22 protein-coding genes, 3 tRNA genes and 1 riboswitch are annotated in these 22,234 nt (G+C 64.5%); of the genes, 11 read left to right on the top strand and 14 right to left on the bottom strand.

Features of this window, described 5'->3' with window-relative positions; all coding sequences use genetic code 11:
- Positions 1-86: 86 nt before the first annotated feature.
- A tRNA-Ser gene (locus ITX55_RS20980) sits at positions 87-176 on the bottom strand.
- Positions 177-268: 92 nt separating this feature from the next.
- Here ITX55_RS20980 and mtfA point away from each other — a divergent pair.
- Positions 269-1,069, top strand: coding sequence for a DgsA anti-repressor MtfA (gene mtfA / locus ITX55_RS20975; RefSeq protein ID WP_033651816.1), 801 nt, complete (start codon positions 269-271; stop codon positions 1,067-1,069).
- A 99-nt stretch (positions 1,070-1,168) separates the two neighbouring features.
- A tRNA-Asn gene (locus ITX55_RS20970) sits at positions 1,169-1,244 on the top strand.
- Positions 1,245-1,298: 54 nt separating this feature from the next.
- Here the strand turns inward: ITX55_RS20970 and gap are convergent.
- From gap to ITX55_RS20950, 4 genes are all read right to left on the bottom strand, one after another.
- A complete protein-coding gene (gene gap, locus ITX55_RS20965; RefSeq protein ID WP_223085348.1) occupies positions 1,299-2,306 on the bottom strand; it encodes a type I glyceraldehyde-3-phosphate dehydrogenase in 1,008 nt (335 codons plus the stop codon).
- Between the two features lie 77 nt (positions 2,307-2,383).
- Positions 2,384-3,358, bottom strand: coding sequence for a GlxA family transcriptional regulator (locus ITX55_RS20960; RefSeq protein WP_223085359.1), 975 nt, complete (start codon positions 3,356-3,358; stop codon positions 2,384-2,386).
- A gap of 126 nt (positions 3,359-3,484) precedes the next feature.
- The gene (locus ITX55_RS20955) at positions 3,485-4,219 is read right to left on the bottom strand and encodes an SDR family NAD(P)-dependent oxidoreductase (RefSeq protein ID WP_033651818.1); all 735 of its coding nucleotides are present in this window, start codon (positions 4,217-4,219) and stop codon (positions 3,485-3,487) included.
- Between the two features lie 12 nt (positions 4,220-4,231).
- Complete coding sequence (locus ITX55_RS20950; protein ID WP_042784962.1) at positions 4,232-5,254, bottom strand: LLM class flavin-dependent oxidoreductase; 1,023 nt, start codon at positions 5,252-5,254, stop codon at positions 4,232-4,234.
- Between the two features lie 149 nt (positions 5,255-5,403).
- Positions 5,404-5,506, top strand: a riboswitch (TPP riboswitch).
- A gap of 62 nt (positions 5,507-5,568) precedes the next feature.
- Here ITX55_RS20950 and ITX55_RS20945 point away from each other — a divergent pair.
- Genes ITX55_RS20945 through ITX55_RS20930 form a run of 4 tightly spaced genes read left to right on the top strand, consistent with a single transcriptional unit; the run spans position 5,569 to position 8,724 of the window.
- Positions 5,569-6,252, top strand: coding sequence for a TenA family protein (locus tag ITX55_RS20945; protein ID WP_033643679.1), 684 nt, complete (start codon positions 5,569-5,571; stop codon positions 6,250-6,252).
- Positions 6,249-6,989 (top strand): ABC transporter ATP-binding protein, encoded by a 741-nt coding sequence (locus tag ITX55_RS20940; protein WP_223085345.1) that lies wholly within the window; start codon positions 6,249-6,251, stop codon positions 6,987-6,989. The genes ITX55_RS20945 and ITX55_RS20940 overlap by 4 nt, the downstream gene beginning before the upstream one ends.
- Complete coding sequence (locus ITX55_RS20935) at positions 6,986-7,753, top strand: ABC transporter permease (RefSeq protein WP_042784966.1); 768 nt, start codon at positions 6,986-6,988, stop codon at positions 7,751-7,753. Before ITX55_RS20940 ends, ITX55_RS20935 begins: the two co-directional genes overlap by 4 nt.
- A gap of 35 nt (positions 7,754-7,788) precedes the next feature.
- Positions 7,789-8,724, top strand: coding sequence for an ABC transporter substrate-binding protein (locus ITX55_RS20930; RefSeq protein ID WP_206357781.1), 936 nt, complete (start codon positions 7,789-7,791; stop codon positions 8,722-8,724).
- Here the strand turns inward: ITX55_RS20930 and ITX55_RS20925 are convergent, their stop codons facing one another.
- Positions 8,725-9,465 carry a transporter substrate-binding domain-containing protein gene (locus tag ITX55_RS20925; protein ID WP_206357782.1) on the bottom strand — a complete coding sequence of 247 codons (741 nt, stop codon included), beginning with the start codon at positions 9,463-9,465 and terminating at the stop codon, positions 8,725-8,727.
- A gap of 285 nt (positions 9,466-9,750) precedes the next feature.
- On the opposite strand from ITX55_RS20925, the gene opgB reads away from it, so the two are divergent.
- Both opgB and ITX55_RS20915 read left to right on the top strand, forming a co-directional pair.
- A complete protein-coding gene (gene opgB, locus ITX55_RS20920) occupies positions 9,751-12,054 on the top strand; it encodes a phosphatidylglycerol--membrane-oligosaccharide glycerophosphotransferase (protein WP_223085343.1) in 2,304 nt (767 codons plus the stop codon).
- A gap of 139 nt (positions 12,055-12,193) precedes the next feature.
- Complete coding sequence (locus ITX55_RS20915) at positions 12,194-13,657, top strand: AMP nucleosidase (RefSeq protein ID WP_033643685.1); 1,464 nt, start codon at positions 12,194-12,196, stop codon at positions 13,655-13,657.
- A gap of 36 nt (positions 13,658-13,693) precedes the next feature.
- Here the strand turns inward: ITX55_RS20915 and nac are convergent, their stop codons facing one another.
- Positions 13,694-14,617 (bottom strand): nitrogen assimilation transcriptional regulator NAC, encoded by a 924-nt coding sequence (gene nac / locus ITX55_RS20910; protein ID WP_033643686.1) that lies wholly within the window; start codon positions 14,615-14,617, stop codon positions 13,694-13,696.
- A 328-nt stretch (positions 14,618-14,945) separates the two neighbouring features.
- Between nac and ITX55_RS20905 the strand changes: the two genes are divergently transcribed.
- Positions 14,946-15,021 (top strand) — tRNA-Asn (locus ITX55_RS20905).
- A gap of 57 nt (positions 15,022-15,078) precedes the next feature.
- On the opposite strand, the gene ITX55_RS20900 is transcribed toward ITX55_RS20905, so the two are convergent.
- Complete coding sequence (locus tag ITX55_RS20900) at positions 15,079-15,519, bottom strand: DMT family transporter (protein WP_033651828.1); 441 nt, start codon at positions 15,517-15,519, stop codon at positions 15,079-15,081.
- Positions 15,520-15,536: 17 nt separating this feature from the next.
- Positions 15,537-16,055, bottom strand: a complete 519-nt coding sequence (locus ITX55_RS20895) for a GNAT family N-acetyltransferase (RefSeq protein WP_223085342.1) — start codon at positions 16,053-16,055, stop codon at positions 15,537-15,539.
- A 38-nt stretch (positions 16,056-16,093) separates the two neighbouring features.
- Between ITX55_RS20895 and ITX55_RS20890 the strand changes: the two genes are divergently transcribed.
- Positions 16,094-16,663, top strand: a complete 570-nt coding sequence (locus ITX55_RS20890; protein ID WP_033643689.1) for an XRE family transcriptional regulator — start codon at positions 16,094-16,096, stop codon at positions 16,661-16,663.
- 12 nt (positions 16,664-16,675) lie between these two features.
- On the opposite strand, the gene ITX55_RS20885 is transcribed toward ITX55_RS20890, so the two are convergent.
- From ITX55_RS20885 to ITX55_RS20875, 3 genes are all read right to left on the bottom strand, one after another.
- Positions 16,676-16,969: a DUF2623 family protein gene (locus tag ITX55_RS20885; protein WP_033643690.1), complete on the bottom strand. Its 294-nt coding sequence runs from the start codon at positions 16,967-16,969 to the stop codon at positions 16,676-16,678.
- Positions 16,970-17,099: 130 nt separating this feature from the next.
- Positions 17,100-17,687 (bottom strand): nitroreductase family protein, encoded by a 588-nt coding sequence (locus tag ITX55_RS20880; RefSeq protein ID WP_033643691.1) that lies wholly within the window; start codon positions 17,685-17,687, stop codon positions 17,100-17,102.
- A 69-nt stretch (positions 17,688-17,756) separates the two neighbouring features.
- Positions 17,757-18,653, bottom strand: a complete 897-nt coding sequence (locus ITX55_RS20875) for a LysR substrate-binding domain-containing protein (RefSeq protein WP_108681412.1) — start codon at positions 18,651-18,653, stop codon at positions 17,757-17,759.
- A 115-nt stretch (positions 18,654-18,768) separates the two neighbouring features.
- Between ITX55_RS20875 and ITX55_RS20870 the strand changes: the two genes are divergently transcribed.
- Positions 18,769-19,404 (top strand): flavodoxin family protein, encoded by a 636-nt coding sequence (locus ITX55_RS20870; RefSeq protein ID WP_042784975.1) that lies wholly within the window; start codon positions 18,769-18,771, stop codon positions 19,402-19,404.
- Positions 19,405-19,432: 28 nt separating this feature from the next.
- Here the strand turns inward: ITX55_RS20870 and ITX55_RS20865 are convergent, their stop codons facing one another.
- Both ITX55_RS20865 and ssuD read right to left on the bottom strand, forming a co-directional pair.
- The gene (locus ITX55_RS20865; protein ID WP_117187311.1) at positions 19,433-20,812 is read right to left on the bottom strand and encodes an FAD/NAD(P)-binding protein; all 1,380 of its coding nucleotides are present in this window, start codon (positions 20,810-20,812) and stop codon (positions 19,433-19,435) included.
- Positions 20,812-21,984 (bottom strand): FMNH2-dependent alkanesulfonate monooxygenase, encoded by a 1,173-nt coding sequence (gene ssuD, locus ITX55_RS20860; RefSeq protein ID WP_164106646.1) that lies wholly within the window; start codon positions 21,982-21,984, stop codon positions 20,812-20,814. The genes ITX55_RS20865 and ssuD overlap by 1 nt, the downstream gene beginning before the upstream one ends.
- Positions 21,985-22,234: the final 250 nt, after the last annotated feature.

Genomic DNA, 22,234 nt, shown 5'->3' with positions numbered 1-22,234 from the left:
AGGGGAAGGCGTGTCGGCCTGCTGAGCCGGGGCGCTTTAACTGTGATGGGGATCGTTGAAAGATTTTTTCGTAAGTGATTGAATAATGGCGGAGAGAGGGGGATTTGAACCCCCGGTAGAGTTGCCCCTACTCCAGTTTTCGAGACTGGTCCGTTCAGCCGCTCCGGCATCTCTCCTGACAACGCTTGCTATCATGCCCGCTTTTACGGCATTTTTACAGCATTAGCATACCGCTGAACGTTCAAGTGACGACTTTACGAGCAACCTGATGATTAAATGGCCGTGGAAAGCGACTCAACCTTCTCAACCCGAGGCGGATACCCAGGCACAGTGGCGGGACGCGCTGGCGATCCCGCTGCTCTCGCCGCTGAATGAGCAAGAGCGGCAGCGGCTGGTGGCCGTCGCCGGGCAGATTTTGCAGCAAAAGCGCATCGTGCCGCTGCAGGGGCTGCAGCTCACCTCGCAGATGCAGGCGCGCATCGCCCTGCTGTTCGCCTTGCCGGTGCTGGAGCTGGGCGCGGAGTGTCTCGACGGCTTCAACGAAATTCTGCTCTACCCCACCCCCTTCGTGGTGGAAGACGAATGGCAGGACGAGATCGGCCTGGTGCACTCGGGGCCGGTGGTGCAGTCCGGCCAAAGCTGGGAACAGGGGCCGATCGTGCTCAACTGGCAAGACGTGCAGGACTCTTTCGACCTTTCCGGTTTCAATCTGGTGATCCACGAAGCGGTGCACAAGCTGGATATGCGCAACGGCGGCGTCGCCACCGGCGTGCCGCCGATCCCGCTGCGCGAGGTGGCTGCCTGGGAACATGATCTGCACGCCGCGATGGAAAGCCTGCAGGACGAGATCGACATGGTCGGCGAAGAGGCCGCCAGCATGGATGCCTACGCCGCCACCGATGCGGCCGAGTGCTTCGCCGTGCTGTCGGAGTACTTCTTCAGCGCCCCCGAGCTGCTGGCCGAACGCTTCCCGGCGCTGTATCAGCACTTTTGCCGCTTCTACCGCCAGGATCCGCTGGCGCGCCTGCTGCGCGCCCAGGCAGAAAACGACGCGCAATGGGCTGATTGACAGGCTTGTTGCTCAGATACCGAGCAGTCGCACCGCCTGGGGAAATTTAGCGTTGACACACCTGGGGCAGCTGGATATGATGCGCCCCGTTCACACGATTCCTCTGTAGTTCAGTCGGTAGAACGGCGGACTGTTAATCCGTATGTCACTGGTTCGAGTCCAGTCAGAGGAGCCATATTTAGAAAAGCCCGCTTAAGGCAACTTAAGCGGGCTTTTTGCTGTTGGGCGTTTACAGCCCGCGCTTTTCCATCAGCAGCGCCAGATCGACCAACCGATTGGAGAAGCCCCACTCGTTGTCATACCAGGCAAGCACCTTCACCAGATTGCCGCCGATCACCAGCGTGGACAAGCCGTCGATGATCGACGAACGCGCATCGCCCCGGTAGTCGCTCGACACCAGCGGCTCATCGCTGTAGCCCAGGATCCCTTTCAGCGGGCCGGACGCCGCCGCGCGGAACGCCGCGTTGATCTCCTCCGCCGTCGCCGGGCGTTTCAGCGTCACCGTCAGATCGACAATGGAAACCACCGGCACCGGCACCCGCAGTGAATAACCGGTCAGGCGGCCGTCCAGTTCGGGGATCACCTTGCCGAGCGCCTTGGCCGCACCGCTGGAGTAAGGCACGATAGACTCCGCCGCCGCCCGCGCGCCACGCAGATCTTTTTCCGGCTGATCGTGCAGCGCCTGGCTGTTGGTATAGGCGTGAGTGGTGTTCATCAGCCCGTATTCGATGCCGAACGCCTGATGCAGCACCTGTGCGGCGGGCGCCAGCCCGTTGGTGGTGCAGCTGCCGTTGCTGACCACCTTATGCAGCGCCGGATCGTAGAGGTGATCGTTAACCCCCATCACCAGCGTGATGTCATCGTTCTTGGCCGGCGCCGAGATAATCACCCGCTTGGCGCCGCCATGCGTGATGTGCACTTCCGCCTTGGCCTTGTCGGTAAAGAAGCCCGTCGCTTCGATCACCACGTCCACGCCCACGCTGCTCCAGGGGATCTCGGCGGGATCGCGCTGCGAAAACACCTGAATCGGCCGGCCGTCCAGCAGCAGCTGGTTGTCGCCGGCTTCGACCCTGGCCGCCAGCGTGCCGGAAAGCGTGTCGTATTTCAGCAGGTGCGCCAGCGTCTTGCTGTCGGTCAGATCGTTGATCGCCACCACTTCAAAATCGCTGCGCCCCAGCGCCGCGCGCAGCACGTTGCGTCCGATCCTGCCGAATCCATTAATGCCTACTCTCACCATGATGCACTCCTCGTTTTGGGCTTTGCCTCAACTCTAGCCCTGCCCCGAAGCGGCGTAAATGACGTTTACCGATCAATTTACGCCAAATTGCGCGCATGAAAGCGTTCGCGGTATTCGCTCGGGGTCAGCTGCAGTTTTCGCTCAAACACCCGCCGCAGGTTAAGGCCGTTGCCAAAGCCGGTGGCCAGGGCGATCTGTTCGATGCCTTGCGCACTCTGCTCCAGGCGCTGTCTGGCGGTATGCAACCGCCCTTCTTCGACGAATTTGGCGGGAGAAATGCCCGTCTCGCGGGTGAACACGCGGGTAAAGTTGCGCGGGCTCATCGCCACGCGTTCGGCCAACCGTTCAACGCTGAGATCGTCGGCGAGATTCTCCAGGATCCAGGACTGCAGGTCGCGGATCGGGCCCGGCGATCTGGCCTGGTTGAGCGGGTAGCGGCTGAACTGCGCCTGCCCGCCGGGGCGGCGCAGAAACATCACCAGATCCTGCGCCACTTCACGCGCCTGCACGAAGCCGTAGTCGTCCTCCACCAGCGCCAACGTCAGGTCGAAGCCGGAGCTGACGCCGCCGGAGGTCCAAATCGGCCCGTCCTGCACGTAGATCGGGCCGTTTTCGACCTGCACCTGCGGGAAACGCGCCTGCAGCGTTTCCGCCAGTCGCCAGTGGGTGGTCGCCCGCCGTCCGTCCAGCAACCCGGCTTCGGCCAGCAACAGTGCGCCGCCGCAAACGGAGGCGATACGGCGCGTCTGCGGCGCCGCGCGGCGCAGCCAATCCGCCACCAGGGCGCCCTCTTCTTCGCTCGCCCCTTTGCCGGCGACGATCACGGTATCGCGCGGCAGGAACGGATCGAGATCCGCCAGGCGATGGTCGGCCAGCAGGCTCAGGCCTGACAGGCCGTGCACCACTCGGTGAGATTGCGTAGTGGCGACCGCGATCTGATACAGCGGCGTCTCGGCAGCACTCAGGCGATTAGCCTGCATCAGGATATCGGCGATGCCCGCCGCTTCGAACAGCATGCCCCCTTCAGGGACGATAATCAGGAATGTGTGCATGGCGATAATAGAGAGAACGGTCAAAACAGGTCAGGAAGCCACTGTATAAGAAAAGCGCCGCCGGTTCACCCTGCGGGCATAAAAAAGCCCGCCGATAACCCCGACGGGCCTGGAAGGAATAGTCATTTAAATCTGTGGCAGAGTCACCCCGCCGGCGCGCGCCAATTGCGCCAGCAGCGCCGTTTGAAACGCCTCGTCGTGTACCGCCGCGTGAGGCTCGAACCGCTGCTGATGATGCCAATAGCCGCCGGAGGCCAGGGCCTGCGGTTCATCGCTGCTCACCAGCCATGCCTGCGTCACATGCCCCAGCGCCAGATCGTCGGGCGCGTCCGCGCCGCCCATTTTGGTCGGCACCCAGCCGGGATCGACCGCGCTGCTGATGACGTCGGGCCACAGGCGCGCCACGGCGGCGGCCAGCGTGGTGACGAACAGCTTGCTGTCCGAATAAGAACCTGCGGCGCCGCCAAGCCAGTCTACGCCGTTCAGCTCCGCCACGCCGTCAAAGTGCATACTGCTGCTCAGGTAGACGATACGCTTGGGACGTTCGATCAGGGCCGTCAGCAGGTAGGGCGCTATGACGTTCACCGGCATCACCTGCGGCCCGGTAAACATACCGGCATTGTGGATCACCGCGTCCGGACGGCCGAGGCGATTGACCTGCTCGGCAAGCTGCCGAGTCTGCTGCACATCGGACAAATCGCCGATCGCCGCCTGTGCACCGCGATCCAGCAGATCGCGCACCGCGTCCAGACGGCCGGGTGCGCGCGCATGCAGAATCACCTGATGCCCTTCGTCCAACAGCGTTTGCGCGGCGGCGCGGCCCAGTCCGTCCACCGAACCGGTAATGAAAATGCGTGACATGCCACCCTCCGTTTAGCGCCAGCCGAGCGCCGGCGCGACATGGGTTAAAATCGATTCGATGACGTGCGCGTTGTAATCCACGCCCAGCTGATTAGGCACGGTCAGCAGCAACGTATCCGCTTCGGCGATGGCCTCGTCCTGCGCCAGCTGTTCGATCAGCGCGTCAGGTTCTGCGGCGTAACTGCGGCCAAAGATCGCCCGGGTTTGCGCATCGATATACCCCAGTTGGTCGCCTTCCTTACCGCTGCCGCCGAAGTAGTTGCGATCCCGCTGATCCACCAGCGCGAAGATGCTGCGGCTGACGGAAACCCGCGGCTCGCGCGCATGGCCCGCCTCTTGCCAGGCCGCGCGATAGGCGCGGATCTGCTTGGCCTGCTGGATATGGAAGGGTTCGCCGGTTTCGTCGTTCTTGAGCGTCGAGCTTTGCAGGTTCATGCCCAGCTTCGCCGCCCAGACGGCGGTGGCGTTCGAACCGGCGCCCCACCAGATGCGGTCGCGCAGCCCGGCGGAAAACGGCTCCGGCCGCAGCAGCCCGGGCGGATTCGGGAACATCGGCTGCGGATTGGGTTCAGCGAACCCTTCGCCGCGCAGCGCTTCCAGGAACACTTCGGTATGGCGGCGGGCCATGTCCGCGTCGGTTTCGCCGTCGGCCGGGGCATAGCCGAAATAGCGCCAGCCGTCGATGACCTGCTCCGGCGAGCCGCGGCTGATGCCGAGCTGCAGCCGCCCGCCGGCGATCAGATCCGCCGCGCCGGCGTCTTCCACCATGTACAGCGGGTTTTCATAGCGCATGTCGATCACGCCGGTGCCGATCTCGATGCGTTGGGTTTTGGCGCCGATGGCGGCCAGCAACGGGAACGGCGATCCCAGCTGACGCGCGAAATGGTGCACGCGAAAATAGGCGCCGTCCGCACCCAGATCTTCGGCGGCGACCGCCAGATCGATGGACTGCAGCAGTGCATCCGCCGCTGAACGGGTGCCGGACTGGGCGGAAGGCGTCCAGTGGCCAAACGAGAGAAAACCAATCTTTTTCATCGGGCATCGTCCTCAAAGGCAAAACATGGGCCTACAGTGACAAAAATCGCGCGCTTTGCGCCAGCAAAATCGCCCCCGACCGCACTAAACGAACCGATTGCCGCCGCGCCGCCCGGCGATTGTAATCAAAAAACAAATGTCGTATAACAGGCAGCTCCGAGGGGTGTCCTGTTACGGGCTGAGATGGCGCAAGCCGAACCCTTTGAACCTGATCTGGGTCATGCCAGCGAAGGGACGGTTAGGCAACCGCGCGATCACCCGTTGCCTGTTCATACCTCAGCGTGCCCGGATCTCCACTGACTCAAGGAGGTCCCATGTCCATCACCACCCTGTTCGAAAGCGGTCTTTACGGCCGGCTGCGCCAACAGGCCGGCAGCCACTGGCAAAATTACGTCGAACACCCGTTTCTGCAGCAGTTGGCCGCCGGCACCTTGCCTGAACGCGCTTTTCGCCGTTACCTGACCCAAGACTACCTGTTCCTGCTGCACTTCGCCCGCGCCTACGCGCTGCTGGTCAGCAAGCTGCGCACCTTGCCGGAAATGCGCGCCGCCACCGCCTCGCTCAACGGCATCGTCGCCGAGCTGCCGCTGCACGTGGCCTACTGCGCCGAATGGGGGCTGAGCGAAGCGCAGATCGCCGCCCAGCCGGAGGCGGCGGAAACCATGAACTACACCCGCTACGTGCTGGACATCGGCCATGCCGGCGACGCCCTCGATCTGCTGGCCGGCCTGCTGCCCTGCGTGGCCGGTTATGCCGAAATCGGCCTGCGGCTGCTGCACGATCCCGCCACGCAAATGGAGGGCAATCCTTACGCCTCCTGGATCCGCAACTACGGCGACGAGGGCTATCTGGCCGGCGTGCGCGCCGCCATCGAACTGCTGGAAACCGTCGGCCACCAGCGCGGCGCACAAAGCCGCTTTACCGAGCTGGCGCAGATTTTCACCACCGCCACCCAGCTGGAAGCGGCATTTTGGCAAATGGGGCTGAACGCCTCATGATCTCCCCGCGCCTCCCGCCCGGCATCCAGGTGCGGGATCTCACTCTGCGCTTCGATCAACAGACGATCTTTGAGCGGCTGAGCTTCGATATCGCCGGCGGCAGCTTCGTCTCCCTGCTCGGCGCCAGCGGCGCCGGCAAAACCAGCCTGCTGAAGATCATCGCCGGGCTGGCGCAGGCCAGCTCGGGTACGGTGAGCGACAGCGACGGCCTGCCGATCGCCGGGCGCATCGCCTACATGGGGCAAAAAGACCTGCTCTATCCGTGGCTGAGCGTCGAAGACAATGTCGCCCTCGGCTCGCGGCTGCGCGGCGAAGCGCCGGATCGGGCATGGACCGCGCACCTGCTCGAACGCGTAGGCCTGGCCGCGCATAGCCGCAGCCTGCCCGCCGCGCTGTCCGGCGGCATGCGCCAGCGCGCCGCCATCGCCCGCACGCTCTACGAACGCCAGCCAATCGTGCTGATGGACGAGCCCTTTTCCGCGCTGGACGCCATTACCCGCGCCGAGATCCAGAGCCTGGCCGCCGAGCTGCTGGCGCAAAACACCGTGCTGCTGATCACCCACGATCCGATGGAGGCTTGCCGCCTGAGCCACCGGCTGCTGGTGCTGTCGCCTTGGCCGCTGGGCCTCGACGATACCCACCGCATCAGCGGGCAACCGCCGCGCGCGCCGGATGACGCCGACCTGCTGAAAAGCCAGGCCGAGCTGCTGCTGCAAATGGTGAGGGCAGCGCAATGAATATCGCCAAAGAGCGCGGCTTCACCCGCCTGCGGCGTGGGTTGACGGTCTTCATCGGCCTGCTGCTGCTGTGGTGGCTGGCGGCGCAAAGCGGCATTCCGGCCTTTCTGCTGCCCACGCCGGGCGCGGTGGCGCAGGCGCTGTGGGACGGACGCGGCTATCTCGCCTGGCACACGCTGGTCACGGCTTCGGAGATCGTCAGCGGGCTGGCGCTCGGCGTGTTGCTCGGCGCGGCGCTGGCGCTGTGCATGATCTTCTCGCCGCGCCTGCAGCGCTGGCTGATGCCGCTGGTGCTCACCAGCCAGGCGATACCGGTGTTCGCCCTGGCCCCATTGCTGGTGCTGTGGTTCGGCTTCGGCATGAGCGCCAAAGTGGCGATGGCGGTGCTGGTGATCTTCTTCCCGGTGGTGTCGGCCTTTTTCGACGGGCTGCGCCGGGTCAACAACGACTATCTCGATCTGGCGCGCACGATGCGCGCTTCGCGTTGGGCGCAGCTGCGGCACGTGCGGCTGATGGCGGCGCTGCCGGCCTTCGGCTCCGGCCTGCGCATGGCCGCCGCCGTCGCGCCGATCGGCGCCATTATCGGCGAATGGGTCGGCTCGGCCGAAGGGCTGGGCTACGTGATGCTGAACGCCAACGCGCGCATGCAGACCGACGTCTGCTTCGCCGCGCTGTTTATTTTGGTGCTGATGACCGTGCTGCTGTGGGCCGCGGTGGATGCACTGCTGCGGCGCCTGATCGCCTGGGCGCCGGAAAACGACTGATGATTGCAACCATAACCAGGGATAAAGGAACGACCATGATCAAACAAACCGTTTGCGGGCTGCTGCTCGGCGCCGCCCTCGTCGGCCAGGCCGGCGCGGCCGACAAGCTGACGCTGGTGCTCGACTGGTACATCAACCCCGATCACGCGCCGATTATGGTGGCCGAGCAGATCGGCGCCTTCAAGGCCGCAGGGCTGGACGTCAAGATCGTGCCGCCGTCCGATCCGGCGCTGCCGCCGCGGCTGGTGGCCGCCAAACAGGCCGACCTCGCCATCACCTATCAGCCGCAGCTGCATTTCTTCGCCGATCAGGGCCTGCCGCTGATGCGCGTCGGCACGCTGATCGACACGCCGTTGAATACGGTGATCGCGCTGGACAAAAACATCACGTCGCCGGCGGATCTCAAGGGCAAAACGGTGGGCTACTCGGTCAGCGGCATCGAACAGGCGACGCTGGCCACCATGGTCGAACACGAGCACCTCAAGCCGCAGGACATCAAGCTCATCAACGTCAACTTCCAGCTGACCAGCGCCCTGCTGGCGGGCCAGGTCGATGCGGTGATCGGCGGCTACCGCAATATCGAAGCGCTGGAGCTGAAGCTGCAGGGCAAAAAACCGGTGGTGTTTAACGTCGAAGACTACGGCGTGCCGGCCTACGACGAGCTGATCATCGTCGCCAACCGCGATGCGGTGAACGAGCCGAAAATCCGCAAATTCCTCGCCGCGCTGAAGCAAGGCAGCGACTACCTGCATGCGCACCCGCAGGACACCTGGCTGGCGTTCGCCAAGGCGCACCCGGAGCTGAATACCGAGCTGAACAAACAGGCGTGGCAAGCCAGCCTGCCGCTGTTCGCGCGCGATCCGGCCAAGTTGGATCGGGCCCGCTATGAGGCTTACGAACAGTTCCTGTTCGACAACAAGCTGATCAAGAAAATCACCCCGGTAGACCAGTATGCGGTGGAGCTGAACTGATCACGCCGAGGCGGCCGGTGGCGCCACCGTCACCTCGCCCTGGCCGCTGCGCTGCAAGGCCGTCTTCACCAGCCCGTTGGCCTTGCAGCGTTCGATAAACGCGTTCACGTAGGCGGCGCCCTGCGTTTTTTGCCTCGGCACCGCCATCGCCTGGCGAATGGCGGTGAAATGCCCCTCCAGCACTCGGTAGCCGGGATGGGCGGCCGCGGCGGCCAGCAGCGGTTGACGCACGCCGGCCGCCGCCTCCAGCCCGCGTTCGAAAAACAGCGCGATCGCCTCGGCGGAAGTAGCCGCCCGCACCAGCTGCGCCTGCTGCAGCGTGCGCGACAAAAACAGATCGTACGCGGCACCCTGGCCGACCGCAATGCGTACCTCCGGCCTGTCGAGCTGCGCCACCTCAAAGTAAGGCGCGTCGTTCGCCACCAGGTAAGTCCCCTCAATGATCACGTAGGGTTCGCTGAACGCAATTTGCGCCGCGCGCACCGGCTCGATGGCCATAAACGCCAGGTTCCAGGCGCCGCTGTCCAGGTCGGCGAACACCTTGCCGGCCGCGTCATAGGTCACCAGCTCCAGCGCCACGTCCAGTTCGCGAGCCAGCGCGGCGGCCAGCTCCACCGAAGCGCCTTGCGGTTTACCGCCGGGCCCGGCCTGCGCCAGCACCGGATTGCCGAGATTGATCGCCGCGCGCAACACGCCTTGCGGGGCCAGATCGTCGAGTACCGCTGCGGAAATCGTCTGCATACTTCCTCCTGAATGGCTGATGGACGCGCCGTCGTGGCGCTCATTAAGCGTAGAGCGAAACCTCCGACCAGCAAGATTTCGCCACCGCGGCCGCCGCCGACGTGATTAACGTCACACTATTGTCATAAAAATGTACAATAGCCGCCGACCGTCGGCCGGAGCGGGACATCGCGCGTTGTTCCGCCGCCGACAATAGGCTATACCCTTCACTTTTCGCGCCGCGGCACGGTCGGCGGCGCAGACCAGGGCAGCAACGTTTTTTTCCAATCAGACAAGGTTTGGCGGATGGTTCTCGCAGTCGTTTCGTTTGTTCTTTTTTTGGCGTCGATCTTGATTTATCGCACCCGGGCCGCCGCCAACCGCTGGTGGTTCGCCATTCTGCTGACGCTGCTCGGCAGCTATCTGGTGCTGAACGTCATTCTGATCGCCAGCAACTACTTCACCGGCGACGGCATCACCGATGCGGTGATCTACACCGTCACCAGCAGCCTCAAAGGCGCGGGCATCAGCAAATACGTGCTGCCGTTCATCGGCCTGCTGGCGGCGCTGGGGCTTATCTTCGCGGTGCTGGCCCGCAGCCTGCTGCGCCGCAAGGCCAAAGGCAGCAGCGTGGCCTACAGCCTCGTCGCCGTGCTGCTGGCGCTGTTCTCGGTCGGCACCACCCCGGCGTTTCAGGACATCTCGCTGCTGGTCAAGAGCCAGATCGTCGGCGATACCGCCGATTTCACCACCTACTACAAGGCGCCGAAAAAGACCGTGCAGGGCAAGCGGCCGAACCTGGTGTACATCTATGCCGAGAGCCTGGAGCGCACCTACTTCGATACCGAGCTGTTTCCCGGCCTGGCCGACGAGCTGAACGCCCTGCGCGCAGACAGCATCGATTTCAGCAACACCCAGCAATTGCCGGGCACCGGTTACACCATCGCCGGCATGGTCGCCTCGCAGTGCGGCATTCCGCTGTTCGCGCCCTTCGACGGCAACGCCTCCAGCGCGGTCTCCACCTTCTACCCGGAGAACGTCTGCCTGGGCGACGTGCTGAAGGCCGCCGGCTACAGCAACTCTTTCTATCAGGGCGCCGAGCTGGCGTTCGCCGGTAAAGACACCTTCCTGAAATCCCACGGCTTCGACCACGTTTACGGTTTCAAAGAGCTGCGCGAACAGGTCGCCGATCCGAGCTACAAAAACGACTGGGGCTGGTACGACGACAGCGTGCTGGAGGTGGTGTACGGCAAGTTCGTCGAGCTGTCCAAACAGCGCCAGCCGTTCTCGCTGTTTACCCTGACCGTCGATACCCATCACCCGGACGGTTTTATCTCCGCCGGCTGCAGCAAGAAAAGCTACGCCTGGCAGAACAAGGAAAACCGCTCGCTGAGCGCGGTGGCCTGCAGCCAGCAACACATCGCCGCGCTGATCGACAAAATCAAACGCTCGCCCTATTTCAGCAACACCGTGATCGTGGTGTCCTCCGATCATCTGGCGATGAACAACACCGCCTACGACATCCTGACCAAACAGAAGCGCCGCAACCTGTTCTTTATCATCGACGGCACCCGGCCGCAGGCGGAGCAGCGCAACGAGAAACGCAGCACGCTGGATAACGGCGCCACGGTGCTGGACGTGATGGGCGGTGACAACTATATCGGCCTCGGCCGCAGCAGCCTGTCGGCGCCGTCGCTGTCTACGGTGTTCCTGAATATCGAAGAGAAAATCAACGGCTGGAAACCGGCGGTGATCAATCAGTGGGGCCTGCCGAACCGCATCAGCGACTACAGCGTGGACACGCGCCAGCGCAGCTTCAGCTTCTCCGGCGTCACCTACAAGGTGCCGTTCATTCTGCGGGTGGGCGACAACCGCATCGAACCGATGTTCAACGTCTACCTCTCCACCCCGCTGCGCAAGCAGCTGGCCGGGCTGGGGGCGGGGGAGAAATTCGTCTGGGTCGATAAATGCTACGAGATCGGCCGGGTCTGGGCACCGCAGCTGGCGCTGAGCACCGACATCTGCGTGGCCTCCGGCACCCTGGCCTCGCCGCCGCAGATCGTGCAGGCCAGCGGCGAGCGCTTCCGCGGCAAGGTGAACTTTACCGGCCCGGCGGCGGACAGCGTCGCCGATTACCAAAACGCCGTCACCCGCCTGCAGGTGGACGACGCGGCGATGAAGTACCGGGCGGACGCCATCGAGTTCATGCTGCCCGGCATGCCGGAACAGGTGAAAGCCATTACAGGCGTCTCCGCCGTCGAGGAGTGGGGCCGCTGGTCCGACGCCAACCTGGCGCCGGCGGTCGACATCGATTATGTCGATCCGCTGCCGAAAACCTTCGATCTGGTGCTGCGCGCCCGCGCCTACGGCAACAACGTCGGCGAACCGATTTCGGTGCGCGTCGGCGACGAAGAGCGCTTCGTGTCGCTCGGCGAGCAGGACAGCACCGTCACCCTGCGTTTCGACAACCCGCGCGGCGCGCAGAAGATCAGCATTACCCCGCCGGCACCGACCGAGCCGAAAGAGAGCGCCAGCGGCGGCTTCACGCCGAAGAAGCTGGGCATCGGCCTGGTATCGCTGAAGGTCGAAGCGGCCGCTCCCGCCTCCTGATCCCCCCGCCTTCACGGGCGCGGTAATTTCTTTGCCGCGCCCGTCATTTCGACCAAGCTTTTACGCCCTGCTTCGGCTAACCTGTGACGGTGAAACGCCGCCAATCCCGCCCCAGAGCCGGGACATCGAAGGAGAAAGTATGAGCTATGCCCCACCTCGCAGCGGCCTCAGCGCCGATCAGGCACTCGATCAACTGGAAGCCTTGTATGACGCCGCGGTAGACGCGCTGCGTCAGGCGGTCAGTGACTTTATCAGCCACGGCACCCTGCCGGACCCGCAGGCGCGCGCCGCCGGGCTGTTCGTGTATCCCGAGCTGCGCGTCAGCTGGGACGGGCAGCAGTCCGGCCCGAACAAAACCCGCGCCTTCGGCCGCTTTACCCATCCCGGCAGCTACAGCACCACCGTGACCCGGCCGCAGCTGTTCCGCCACTATCTGGCCGAACAGCTGGCGATGCTGGAACACGACTACGCCGCCCATATCGAAGTGGCGCCGTCGCAGCAGGAGATCCCGTTCCCTTATGTGATCGACGGCTCCAGCCTGGCGCTCGATCGCTCAATGAGCGCCGGTATCGCGCAGCATTTCCCCACCACCGAGCTGGCGCAGATCGGTGACGAGACCGCCGACGGCCTGTACCACACCACCGACAACCATTTCCCGCTGTCGCATTTCGATGCGCTGCGCGCGGATTTCTCGCTGGCGCGTCTGCGGCACTACACCGGCACCCCGGTGGAGCATTTCCAGCCGTTCGTGCTGTTCACCAACTACACCCGCTATGTGGACGAGTTCGTGCGCTGGGCCTGCGCGCAGATCGCCGATCCGGCCAGCCCGTACATCGCGCTCTCCAGCGCCGGCGGTACCTACATCACGCCGGAAACCAGCGCGCCCGAACAGGCGGTGTCCGATCTGGCGTGGAAAAACCACCAGATGCCGGCCTATCACCTGATCTCGCGCACCGGCCAGGGCATCACGCTGATCAACATCGGCGTCGGCCCGTCCAACGCCAAAACCATCTGCGATCACCTGGCGGTGCTGCGCCCGAGCGCCTGGCTGATGATCGGCCACTGCGGCGGCCTGCGCGAAAGCCAGAAGATCGGCGATTACGTGCTGGCCCACGCCTATCTGCGCGACGATCACGTGCTGGATGCGGTGCTGCCGCCGGATATCCCGATCCCGAGCATCGCCGAGGTGCAGCGCGCCCTGTACGACGCCACCAAGATGGTCAGCGGCATGCCCGGTGAAGAGGTCAAACAGCGTTTGCGCACCGGCACGGTGGTCACCACCGACGATCGCAACTGGGAGCTGCGTTACTCCGCTTCGGCGCGGCGCTTCAACCTCAGCCGCGCGGTGGCGGTCGACATGGAGAGCGCCACCATCGCCGCTCAGGGTTACCGCTTCCGGGTGCCGTACGGCACGCTGCTGTGCGTCTCCGACAAACCGCTGCACGGTGAAATAAAACTGCCGGGCCAGGCCAACCGCTTCTATGAAGGGGCAATCTCCGAGCACCTGCAGATCGGCATCTGCGCCATCGATCTGTTGCGCGCCGAGGGCGATCGCCTGCACTCGCGCAAGCTGCGCACCTTCAACGAACCGCCGTTCCGATAACGGTGCTCAGGCCCGCTGCGGCGGGCCGTTTTTTCCTCAACGCACCAGCGCCAGCGCGCGCTTCTCCTGGCTGCGGCCACCGGCGATCGACAGCAGCAGGTCTTTCACCAGCAGCGCCGGGGCGGACAGCGACTGTTGGCCCGACATGCACAGCGACAGCGGCACCGACATCGTCGGCGCATTGATGCGCGCCATCCAGGCCTTGGCCGGGCCGATCATCGCGCGCGCCACCGACTCCGGCAATACGGTCGCCCCCAACCCGCCGGCGATCGCGGCGCTCAGCGCACCCGAGGATTCGATCTCCCCCACCACGTTGACAGCCAGCTTGCGCAGCGCCATCGCCTCCTCCAATTGGTTGCGCACCGCATCCCCCTCGCGCGGCAGGAACAGGTTCAGCCGCGCCACGTCCAGCAGCTCGACGCTGTTGCCGGGATGCGGCACCGCGCGCGTCGCCACCAGATAGAGATCCTCTCGCATCAGCGCGACGGTGTGCAGACCGGCGGGCATTTTGGCGCCGTAGACCATCGCCATGTCCAGCGTTTGGTTGGCCACCTGTCCGGCCAGCGCCGCGCCGCTGTTTTCATGCAGGCTGAGCAAAATGCCCGGCTGCTGATCGCGCAGGGTTTGCAGCAGCGGCAGCGCCAGCTGCGCTGCGGTGCTCCCCGACGCCAACCCGAGAGACACCTGGCCGCTCATCGCCTGCCCGGCGCTGTTGACCGCGCTCTGCGCCTGCTCGCACTGGCGCAAAATGGTTTGCGCGTGGGCATACAGAATGTTGCCGGCCTCGGTCGGCTGCACCCCGCGCTTGGTGCGGATCAGCAGCTGTTGCTTCAGCTCCCCCTCCAGCGTCGCCAACTGCTGGCTGAGCGCCGGCTGGGCGATATGTAACACCTCCGCCGCCTGGGTCAGGCTGCCGACATCGACGATTTTCACGAAATACTTCAGACGTCTGAGATTCATAGTGCCTCCAGCGAGCCGCTAAATTGAGAATGCCGAAATCCGGTCATGCAACCGCAGCAAGATCCAGGCCAGAGTCGTCAAAAGGCCAAAAACGGCGACAAATGGACGTTTATCGGGCGAGCCGCGCCACAACGCAGGGCACGCGTTGCACCACCGGCAGGCAACGGCGCCGCCTCAGCGGGCAATCCGGCGGCGCTGCGCGTGAGGTAAGCGATAAAAGCGAGAAAAAGCAGCAGGTTGGGCAATCTTGCAGCAAACGCGCGCGCCGGGCGTTTTCGCGCTTTACAAGCCGCAACCGCCCCGCTATTATTCGCCCCGTTCACACGATTCCTCTGTAGTTCAGTCGGTAGAACGGCGGACTGTTAATCCGTATGTCACTGGTTCGAGTCCAGTCAGAGGAGCCATATTTAGAGAAGCCCGCTCAGGGAAACCCGAGCGGGCTTTTTGCCTTTCAGCCGCCGTCAAAAGCTGCGTTTCGCTACCAGATAGGCGCCCGCCACCAGCAACAAGGCGCCGAACAGCGCCGGCAGATTCTCGCGCAGCGCCGCCGGGCCGGCGCGATAGACGTCCACCAACAGCCCCATGCACAGCTGGCTGGCGACCAGGATCGAGATGGTGGCCGCCGCCCCCAGTTTTTGGTAGCCCAGGATGCCGGCGAACACGAACAGCGATCCCAGCAGCCCCGGCAACAGCATCCACCATTTGGCGGCGCCGGTCACTTCCGCCACTGCGCCGAGGCCGTTTTTGGCCAGCAGCAACCCCACCAGCAGCAGCAAACCGACGCTGGAGTTGATCACCAGCGTGATAAGGATGGTCGAGACGCTTTCAGTGATGCGCACCATCAGCAGATTCTGCACCACCAGCCCCATCCCGGCCGCGATCAGCAGTAACAGCATATTCATCGCCCTGTCTCCCGGGATCAGCGCGCGGGCGGCGTCGCCCGTTCGTCGAGCCTCAGTTGCAGGAACGTCAGATCCAGCCATTGGCCGAATTTGGCGCCCACCTGTTCCATGCGCCCCACGTCGCGGAAACCCAGCGCCAGATGCAGCTTAATCGAGGCCCGATTGCCGGATTCGATGCCGGCCACCATCACATGTTTGCCGATTTCCCGCGCCCGTGCGATCAGCGCCAGCAGCAGCGCCTTGCCAATCCCTGCGCCGCGATGCGCCTGATGGACATACACCGAATGTTCCACGGTGTGGCGATAGCCGCCCCAGGCCCGCCAGTCGCCGAACGACGCATAGCCGATCGCTTCGTCCTCGGCGTTCACCGCCACCAGGACCGGGTAACCCGCAGCCTGCCGTTCGCCGATCCACGCCGCGCGATTGGCCGCATCCACGGTTTGTTCATTCCAGATGGCGGTGCTGTTCAACACCGCGTCGTTATAGATAGCGGCAATCGCCGCGCTATCGTTGAACGTCGCATTTCGTATAATCATGGTTTACCCCGGCCAATTGTCCACTATAATACTACGATATGAATATTAAATTAGACAATCTAAATCAGCTGATCGGCGCACGCATTCGCATTGAACGCGAAGCGCGCCACTGGTCGCTGTCCGATTTGGCCGAACGGGCGGGCGTCTCACGGGCGATGGTTCATAAGATCGAGCGCGGCGAGAGCAGCCCGACGGCGATGCTGTTGGGCAGACTGGCGGGCGCGTTCGGCCTCAGCATGTCCAAGCTGATCGCCCGAGCGGAAACGCAGGAAGGCCGGCTGCTGCGCCGGGAAGATCAACCGGTCTGGGTCGATCCCGAGAGCGGTTACGTGCGGCGCCACGTGTCGCCCCGCACCGATTTGCCGCTCGATCTGGTGCGCATCGAACTGCCGGCCGGCGCGGCGATCCCGATGCCGGCTTCGGTGTACGCCTTCAAACGTCAGCTGATCTGGGTCTTATCCGGCGCACTGGTCTTTATCGAGGGTGACGCGCGCCATGAGATGGCCGAGGGAGACTGCCTTGAGCTCGGCCCGCCGGCGGACTGCCGATTTGAAAATCAGAGCGACCAACCGTGCGTGTATATGGTGGCGGTGCTGAGCGCCGCCTGACGGCCGTCTGCCCTAACCCTGCGCCGGGCGGTTATAGCCGGCGCGGAAAAACTTCTCCGCCAACCGGCTGTCGCCACCGGAGAAGAACTCGCTCATCGGCTCGCTGCCAAGCCCATAGGCGCGGCTGAGCTGCCCGGCCTCGAACGCCGCCCGGTTCTCGTCGCCGCAGCGCTGCGCCAAATGGTGCGCATAGCCGAGCACGAAACCGCGCTTGTAGTCGGAGCAAAAGCGCGACAGCTCCGCCTCCGGTTTCAGGTTGTCCGCTTTTAATCCCGCCAACAGCCCTTTGCCAAAATGATCCCCCATCGGTTCCTCCTTATCACGCAATCGCTATATAACAAAATATACAGCGAATAGGCGAACGCGAACATACTCCCAAAGTTTTACTCGCAGCATAAAAAAGGCCCGCCAAGCGGGCCTCGGCGAGAACGCGCGATCACAGCGTGAAATTCAGCCCTTCGCTGACGGTGTTGCCCAGCGGCAGGCGGCCCGACGGCGCCTCTTTTTCCTGCAGGAAATCCGGCAGGCGGGATTTGTCGCCCGGTTTGCCGATCGCCACCATGGCGTGCACCGCATAGTCGTCCGGCAGCTGCAGCGCCGCTTTGATCTTGTCGTGGTGAATGCCGCTCATGCAGTGGGTCAGCCAGCCTTTCAGGTGCGCCTGATGCGCCAGGTTGGCCCAGGCGGCGCCGGTGTCGAACGCGTGGGTCGGGTTGTCCACCAGCCGCTCGCCGTTCAGGCTGGTGGTTTTGGAGACGATCACCACCAGCGCCGAAGCGTGTTGCGCCCAGCCGCGGTTGAAATCGATCAGGAACTCCAGGTAGTTCTCCCAGCTGTCGGAGCCGTGCTTGCTGTAGGCAAAGCGCCACGGCTGAATGTTGTAGGCCGAAGGCGACCAGCGCGCCGCTTCAAAGAAGCTCAGCAGCGTTTGATCGTCGATGGCGTCGTTGGTCATCGCGCGCGGCGACCAGCGCTCGATAAATTGCGCGTCAATCGGGTAATCGGAGATTCTTGGCTGGCTCATGATAGGTTCTCGCAGTGAAGTAAAAACAAAAGTTCGCTGATATTCCCACAGCTTAGGACGGTAAAACTTTTATTTCGTGCCATTGTCCTGCGGCAATTCCTGCTGCAGCCAGGCCAGAAACGCCCTGACCGGCGGATGCCGCTCGCGCCCCGGCGCGCACAGTACGCTGTATGCGGCGCCCGGTACGCGCACCTCGGGCCGGTACGCCGCCAGCAGGCCATTGTCCACCATCTCTGACACCATCACCGAGCTGGCGAGCACCCACCCTTGCCCGGCCACCGCCGCCTGCAGGGCGTAATGCTCCTCGTGATAGCTGCGCATCGCCGCATGGCGCCGCCACCAATCGACCCCGGCGGCCCGGCACCAGTCATGCCAGCCGCTGTCGTACAGCGCCGAATCCCCCCACTTGACGGTGATCAGCACCGGATTTTCCGGCTCGGCGGCGGCCAGCCCCGGCGCGGCGTAGACGCCAAAGCTTTCCTCCAGCCGCGCCGCCTGATGCAGCGCGGGATAGTGCGCGCGGCTGTAGCGCACCGCCACGTCCACGCTGGCGTCTTGCTGCAGATCGATCACCTCGGCGCAGGCCTCCAGGCGCACCAGATAGTGCGGATACGCCTGATAGAAGCGCCCCAGGCGCGGCACCAGCCACAGCGCCGCGAACGAGTGCGTCACCGAAACGCACAGCGATCCTGCGCTGGGCTGCGGCCGCAGGCCTTCGAGCGTGGCGGCGACGTCCAGCAGCGCGCCGTGCACCCCGGAAAACAGCGTTTCCCCCTTCGGTGTCAGCCGCACGCCGCGCGGTACCCGCTCGAACAGCGCAAACCCCAACTGCTGCTCCAGCGCTTTGATCTGGTGTGATATCGCCGTCGGCGTCACCGCCAGTTCGGCCGCCGCCAGTTTGAAGCTGCGCAGGCGAGCGGCGGATTCGAAGGTGCGTAATGCGTTGACGGGCAGCGTAGCGAACATGGCGAAGCCTCTCCAGGTGAGTTGAATTCATCCTGGCAGAAAAGCCGTCATTTGTCGCCCGCCGGGGTTTGTTTCTAGAGTAAGGCTGAATTCATTTCACACAGAGGAATATGACATGAATGCAACTCATCAACCCAAGCGTTTGGCGGTGCTGGTCGGCAGCCCGCGCCGCGACGGCAACAGCGCCACGCTGGCGCAGGCGATCATGGCGGGCGCCGCCGAAGCCGGCACCGTCGCCAGCCTGCATTTTCTCGACGATTACCTGAGCGGTTTTCTGAGCGATGAACGCCATACGCCGCCGCCGGCCGATCGCTACGCCGAGCTGTTCCTGGAGCACTTCCTGCCGGCCGACGGCGCGGTATTTTGCACGCCGATTTACTGGTACGGCATGTCGGCGCAAACCAAGGCCTTTTTCGATCGCTCATTCAGCTTCTATTCCAATGCCTACCCTCAGGCGGCGGACGTGCACCAACGCATGAGCGGCAAGCGCATCGGGCTGGCGGTGGCGTCGGAAGAGACCTACCCCGGCGCGGCGTTGGGCATCGTGCATCAGATCCAGGAGTTCAGCCGTTACACCCATTCCGCCTTCGTTGGGCTGGTGCACGGCGCCGGCAACCAGCGCGGCGAGATCGCCCGCGATCCGCGCAACCCGCTGCGGGCCGCCCGCGAGTTGGGGCGCGAGTTCTTCACCCGCCCCTATTCGGATTATCAGATGGACAGCCCGCGCAGCACGCAGGTGTGGGCGGACTGACGCTTGAGTCTGCCGGTAAACCGCGCTGTCACCCTCCGGCGGCGATCGCCGCCAGCAGATGACGCGCGACGCTTTCGGCGTGTTCCGCCACCTGCGGCAGCCCCATCAGTTCGCCAAAGCGGCCGCGCGCCGCCGGGCCGGCCACCAGCAGGCGCGGGTTGGCCAGGCCGTCGCCGCCGATCGCCTGGCTGTCGGCATTGACCCACAGCCCCAGCCCCAGCGGATCGGCGCGCAGCGCCCCCTGCTCCGCCAGTGAACGGAGCAAGGGGCTGGCGGCGATCAGCCCGGCATGGGCCGGGCCCGTGGTGATCAGCAGCCGCTGCGCCTGCAGCGCCCGCTCTGCGCCTTGGCGCGGCAAAATCGTCAACCTTACGCCCTGCGGCGTTCGCTCCGCCCGCCGCAAACGAGCGGCCAATACCTGCAGCGTGCCCGCCGCCTGTTGCTCCGCCAGCAACGTGCTCACCTGCGGCGCAAGGCGATAGCGATGCACGTCCCAATAGGCGCGCAAATGCCGCAGAAAGCGCTGCTGTTCGGTCGGCGTCAACGCTTGCCACAGGCGCTGCCCCTGGGCGCGCACCGCGTCCAACACCGCCTGCCACGGCACCCGTTGCCGAGCGGCGCGCGCCACCTCAAGGCGCACCTGCCGCACCCCATCGCGCAGTCCGGCGGGCGGGGCAAACGACCATGTCGGGTACTCCCCTTCGGCATTGGGGCGCGGCAGCAGGCCGTGACGAGAGAAGGCGGTAATCGGCCCGCGATGCCCGCGGCGGTGCAACGCCGCCACCGTATCGGCCATCGTCAGCCCAGTGCCGACGATCGCCAACGCCTCACCGGGTTCAACTTCGTCCAGCGCCTCCGCCGCCCAGGGATTGGCGATCAGACGCGCATCGCGCGCCAGCTCCGGGGCGATCTGCCGCGGCAGCGCGGGCGGCGGATGGCTGGTCGCCAACACCACATAGTCGCCCCACAGCCGTTCGCCGCCGGCGGTGATGACGGTCGCGCCCTGCGCCTGCGGCTGCAGGTGCAGCGCCCGATCGCGCAGGTGCCGCAAGCGGGCCCGGCCCGACTGCGCCGCCTGATGGAAACGTTCCTCGACATAGCGGCCGAAGGCGCCGCGCTGCGGATAGGCTTTACCGTCGCGCCACAACGCCTGTGGATCGGCCACCAATCCGCCGCCCAGGCGATACCAGCGGTCAAAATCCCCCGCCGGCTCATCCGCCAGCTGCATCCGATCGGCCGGGACGTTGATGCGGTGGGTCGGTTCAGTGGTCGAGTAGGCCACGCCATAGCCCGGCGCCGCGCGCGGTTCGATCACCGTGACATCCACCGCTCCGCGCGCCAGCTGGATCGCCAGCGCCGCGCCGGTGAAACCGCCGCCGATAACGATAATATGGGCACGCTTCGCCATCAGCCCTCCCGCTGCGCCGGGCCGGGACGACGATCGCCGCCGATGGTTTCGCCGAACGGGCCGGTATTGATCGTGCGGGCCGTCTGATGGGCCGGCTGCGCCAGCGGCAACAGCGGCATCACCAGTTCGGCGAAGCGGTGGGCCTCTTCCAGATGCGGATAGCCGGAAAGGATGAAATTGTCGATGCCCAGCGCCTGATACTCGCGTATGCGCGCCGCCACCTGCTGCGGATTGCCCACCAACGCGGTGCCGGCGCCGCCGCGCACCAGGCCGACGCCGGCCCACAGGTTGGGGCCGATGCGCAGACTCTCGCGCGAGCCGCCATGCAGCTCGCTCATGCGGCGCTGGCCGGTGGAGTCCATGCGCGCAAAGATCTGCTGCGCCGCCGCGATGGTGTCGTCATCCAGATGCGCGATCAGGCGCTCAGCCGCCGCCCAGGCTTCGTCTTCGGTTTCGCGCACGATAACGTGCAGGCGAATGCCGTAGCTGAGTTTACGTCCCTGCCGCTCGGCGCGCTGGCGCACCGCCGCCAGCTTTTCCGCCACCTGAGCCAGCGGCTCGCCCCAGGTCAGGTAGGTGTCGATCTGCCCGGCGGCGATGTCGATCGCTTCCGGCGAGGAGCCGCCGAAATAGAGCGGCGGGCCGTTTTCCTGCACCGGCGGGAACAGCAACTCGGCGCCTTCGACGCGAATATGCTTACCGCTGAAATCCACCTTCTCCCCTTGCAGCAGCCGTTGATACACCGTGAGAAATTCCTGTGTCACCTCGTAGCGTTCGGCATGGCTGAGGAAGATGCCATCCCCTTTGTTTTCCACCGGATCGCCGCCGGTCACCACGTTGATCAGCAGGCGCCCGTCCGACAACCGGTCCAGCGTCGCGGCCATGCGCGCCGCCAGGCTCGGCGGCTGCAGGCCGGGGCGCACCGCCACCAGATAGCGCAACCGACGGGTGAGCGGTGCCAGCGCCGCCGCCACCAACCAGGAATCCTCGCAGCTTTTACCGGTTGGGATCAGCACGCCGTAATAGCCGAGGTTATCGGCGGCCAGCGCCACTTGCTGCAAGTAAGGCAAGTCTACCGGGCGCCCGCCCTGCGCCGTGCCCAGATAGCGGCCATCGCCGTGGGTCGGCAGAAACCAGAAAACGTTGATGCGTTCTTTCGCTGACTCAGTCATTTATGCTTTTCCTATATAACTATTCTCAATATTTATCGATAGAAAAATCTTGCTTGGTTATAAAACGAAAAGCAGGATGCATGCCACAGTGGCGGATTTTAAAAATCAATATATATCAATACGTTGAAAAGATATCACCGCCCAAACGCTGCTGCATTGGCAGCAGGCGGCGGCGAAAAGCTGTTGCCAATGCAGCACCGTGCGCCTTTTACCCTCTCGCGGCCGCTCATGGGCTGGGATAAGATTTTTT

The organism is Serratia sp. EWG9 (assembly GCF_019913725.1).
Lineage (GTDB): Bacteria > Pseudomonadota > Gammaproteobacteria > Enterobacterales > Enterobacteriaceae > Serratia > Serratia ureilytica.
Note: the sequence above shows the minus strand (reverse complement) of the source record. Positions and strands in the feature narration are given on the sequence as shown.

Excerpts from the sequence above, each read along its gene's own strand:
- mtfA (WP_033651816.1), top strand. The coding sequence starts at position 269 with ATGATTAAATGGCCGTGGAAAGCGACTCAACCTTCTCAACCCGAGGCG.
- gap (WP_223085348.1), bottom strand. The coding sequence starts at position 2,306 with ATGGTGAGAGTAGGCATTAATGGATTCGGCAGGATCGGACGCAACGTG.
- ITX55_RS20960 (WP_223085359.1), bottom strand. The coding sequence starts at position 3,358 with ATGCACACATTCCTGATTATCGTCCCTGAAGGGGGCATGCTGTTCGAA.
- ITX55_RS20955 (WP_033651818.1), bottom strand. The coding sequence starts at position 4,219 with ATGTCACGCATTTTCATTACCGGTTCGGTGGACGGACTGGGCCGCGCC.
- ITX55_RS20950 (WP_042784962.1), bottom strand. The coding sequence starts at position 5,254 with ATGAAAAAGATTGGTTTTCTCTCGTTTGGCCACTGGACGCCTTCCGCC.
- ITX55_RS20945 (WP_033643679.1), top strand. The coding sequence starts at position 5,569 with ATGTCCATCACCACCCTGTTCGAAAGCGGTCTTTACGGCCGGCTGCGC.
- ITX55_RS20940 (WP_223085345.1), top strand. The coding sequence starts at position 6,249 with ATGATCTCCCCGCGCCTCCCGCCCGGCATCCAGGTGCGGGATCTCACT.
- ITX55_RS20935 (WP_042784966.1), top strand. The coding sequence starts at position 6,986 with ATGAATATCGCCAAAGAGCGCGGCTTCACCCGCCTGCGGCGTGGGTTG.
- ITX55_RS20930 (WP_206357781.1), top strand. The coding sequence starts at position 7,789 with ATGATCAAACAAACCGTTTGCGGGCTGCTGCTCGGCGCCGCCCTCGTC.
- ITX55_RS20925 (WP_206357782.1), bottom strand. The coding sequence starts at position 9,465 with ATGCAGACGATTTCCGCAGCGGTACTCGACGATCTGGCCCCGCAAGGC.
- opgB (WP_223085343.1), top strand. The coding sequence starts at position 9,751 with ATGGTTCTCGCAGTCGTTTCGTTTGTTCTTTTTTTGGCGTCGATCTTG.
- ITX55_RS20915 (WP_033643685.1), top strand. The coding sequence starts at position 12,194 with ATGAGCTATGCCCCACCTCGCAGCGGCCTCAGCGCCGATCAGGCACTC.
- nac (WP_033643686.1), bottom strand. The coding sequence starts at position 14,617 with ATGAATCTCAGACGTCTGAAGTATTTCGTGAAAATCGTCGATGTCGGC.
- ITX55_RS20900 (WP_033651828.1), bottom strand. The coding sequence starts at position 15,519 with ATGAATATGCTGTTACTGCTGATCGCGGCCGGGATGGGGCTGGTGGTG.
- ITX55_RS20895 (WP_223085342.1), bottom strand. The coding sequence starts at position 16,055 with ATGATTATACGAAATGCGACGTTCAACGATAGCGCGGCGATTGCCGCT.
- ITX55_RS20890 (WP_033643689.1), top strand. The coding sequence starts at position 16,094 with ATGAATATTAAATTAGACAATCTAAATCAGCTGATCGGCGCACGCATT.
- ITX55_RS20885 (WP_033643690.1), bottom strand. The coding sequence starts at position 16,969 with ATGGGGGATCATTTTGGCAAAGGGCTGTTGGCGGGATTAAAAGCGGAC.
- ITX55_RS20880 (WP_033643691.1), bottom strand. The coding sequence starts at position 17,687 with ATGAGCCAGCCAAGAATCTCCGATTACCCGATTGACGCGCAATTTATC.
- ITX55_RS20875 (WP_108681412.1), bottom strand. The coding sequence starts at position 18,653 with ATGTTCGCTACGCTGCCCGTCAACGCATTACGCACCTTCGAATCCGCC.
- ITX55_RS20870 (WP_042784975.1), top strand. The coding sequence starts at position 18,769 with ATGAATGCAACTCATCAACCCAAGCGTTTGGCGGTGCTGGTCGGCAGC.
- ITX55_RS20865 (WP_117187311.1), bottom strand. The coding sequence starts at position 20,812 with ATGGCGAAGCGTGCCCATATTATCGTTATCGGCGGCGGTTTCACCGGC.
- ssuD (WP_164106646.1), bottom strand. The coding sequence starts at position 21,984 with ATGACTGAGTCAGCGAAAGAACGCATCAACGTTTTCTGGTTTCTGCCG.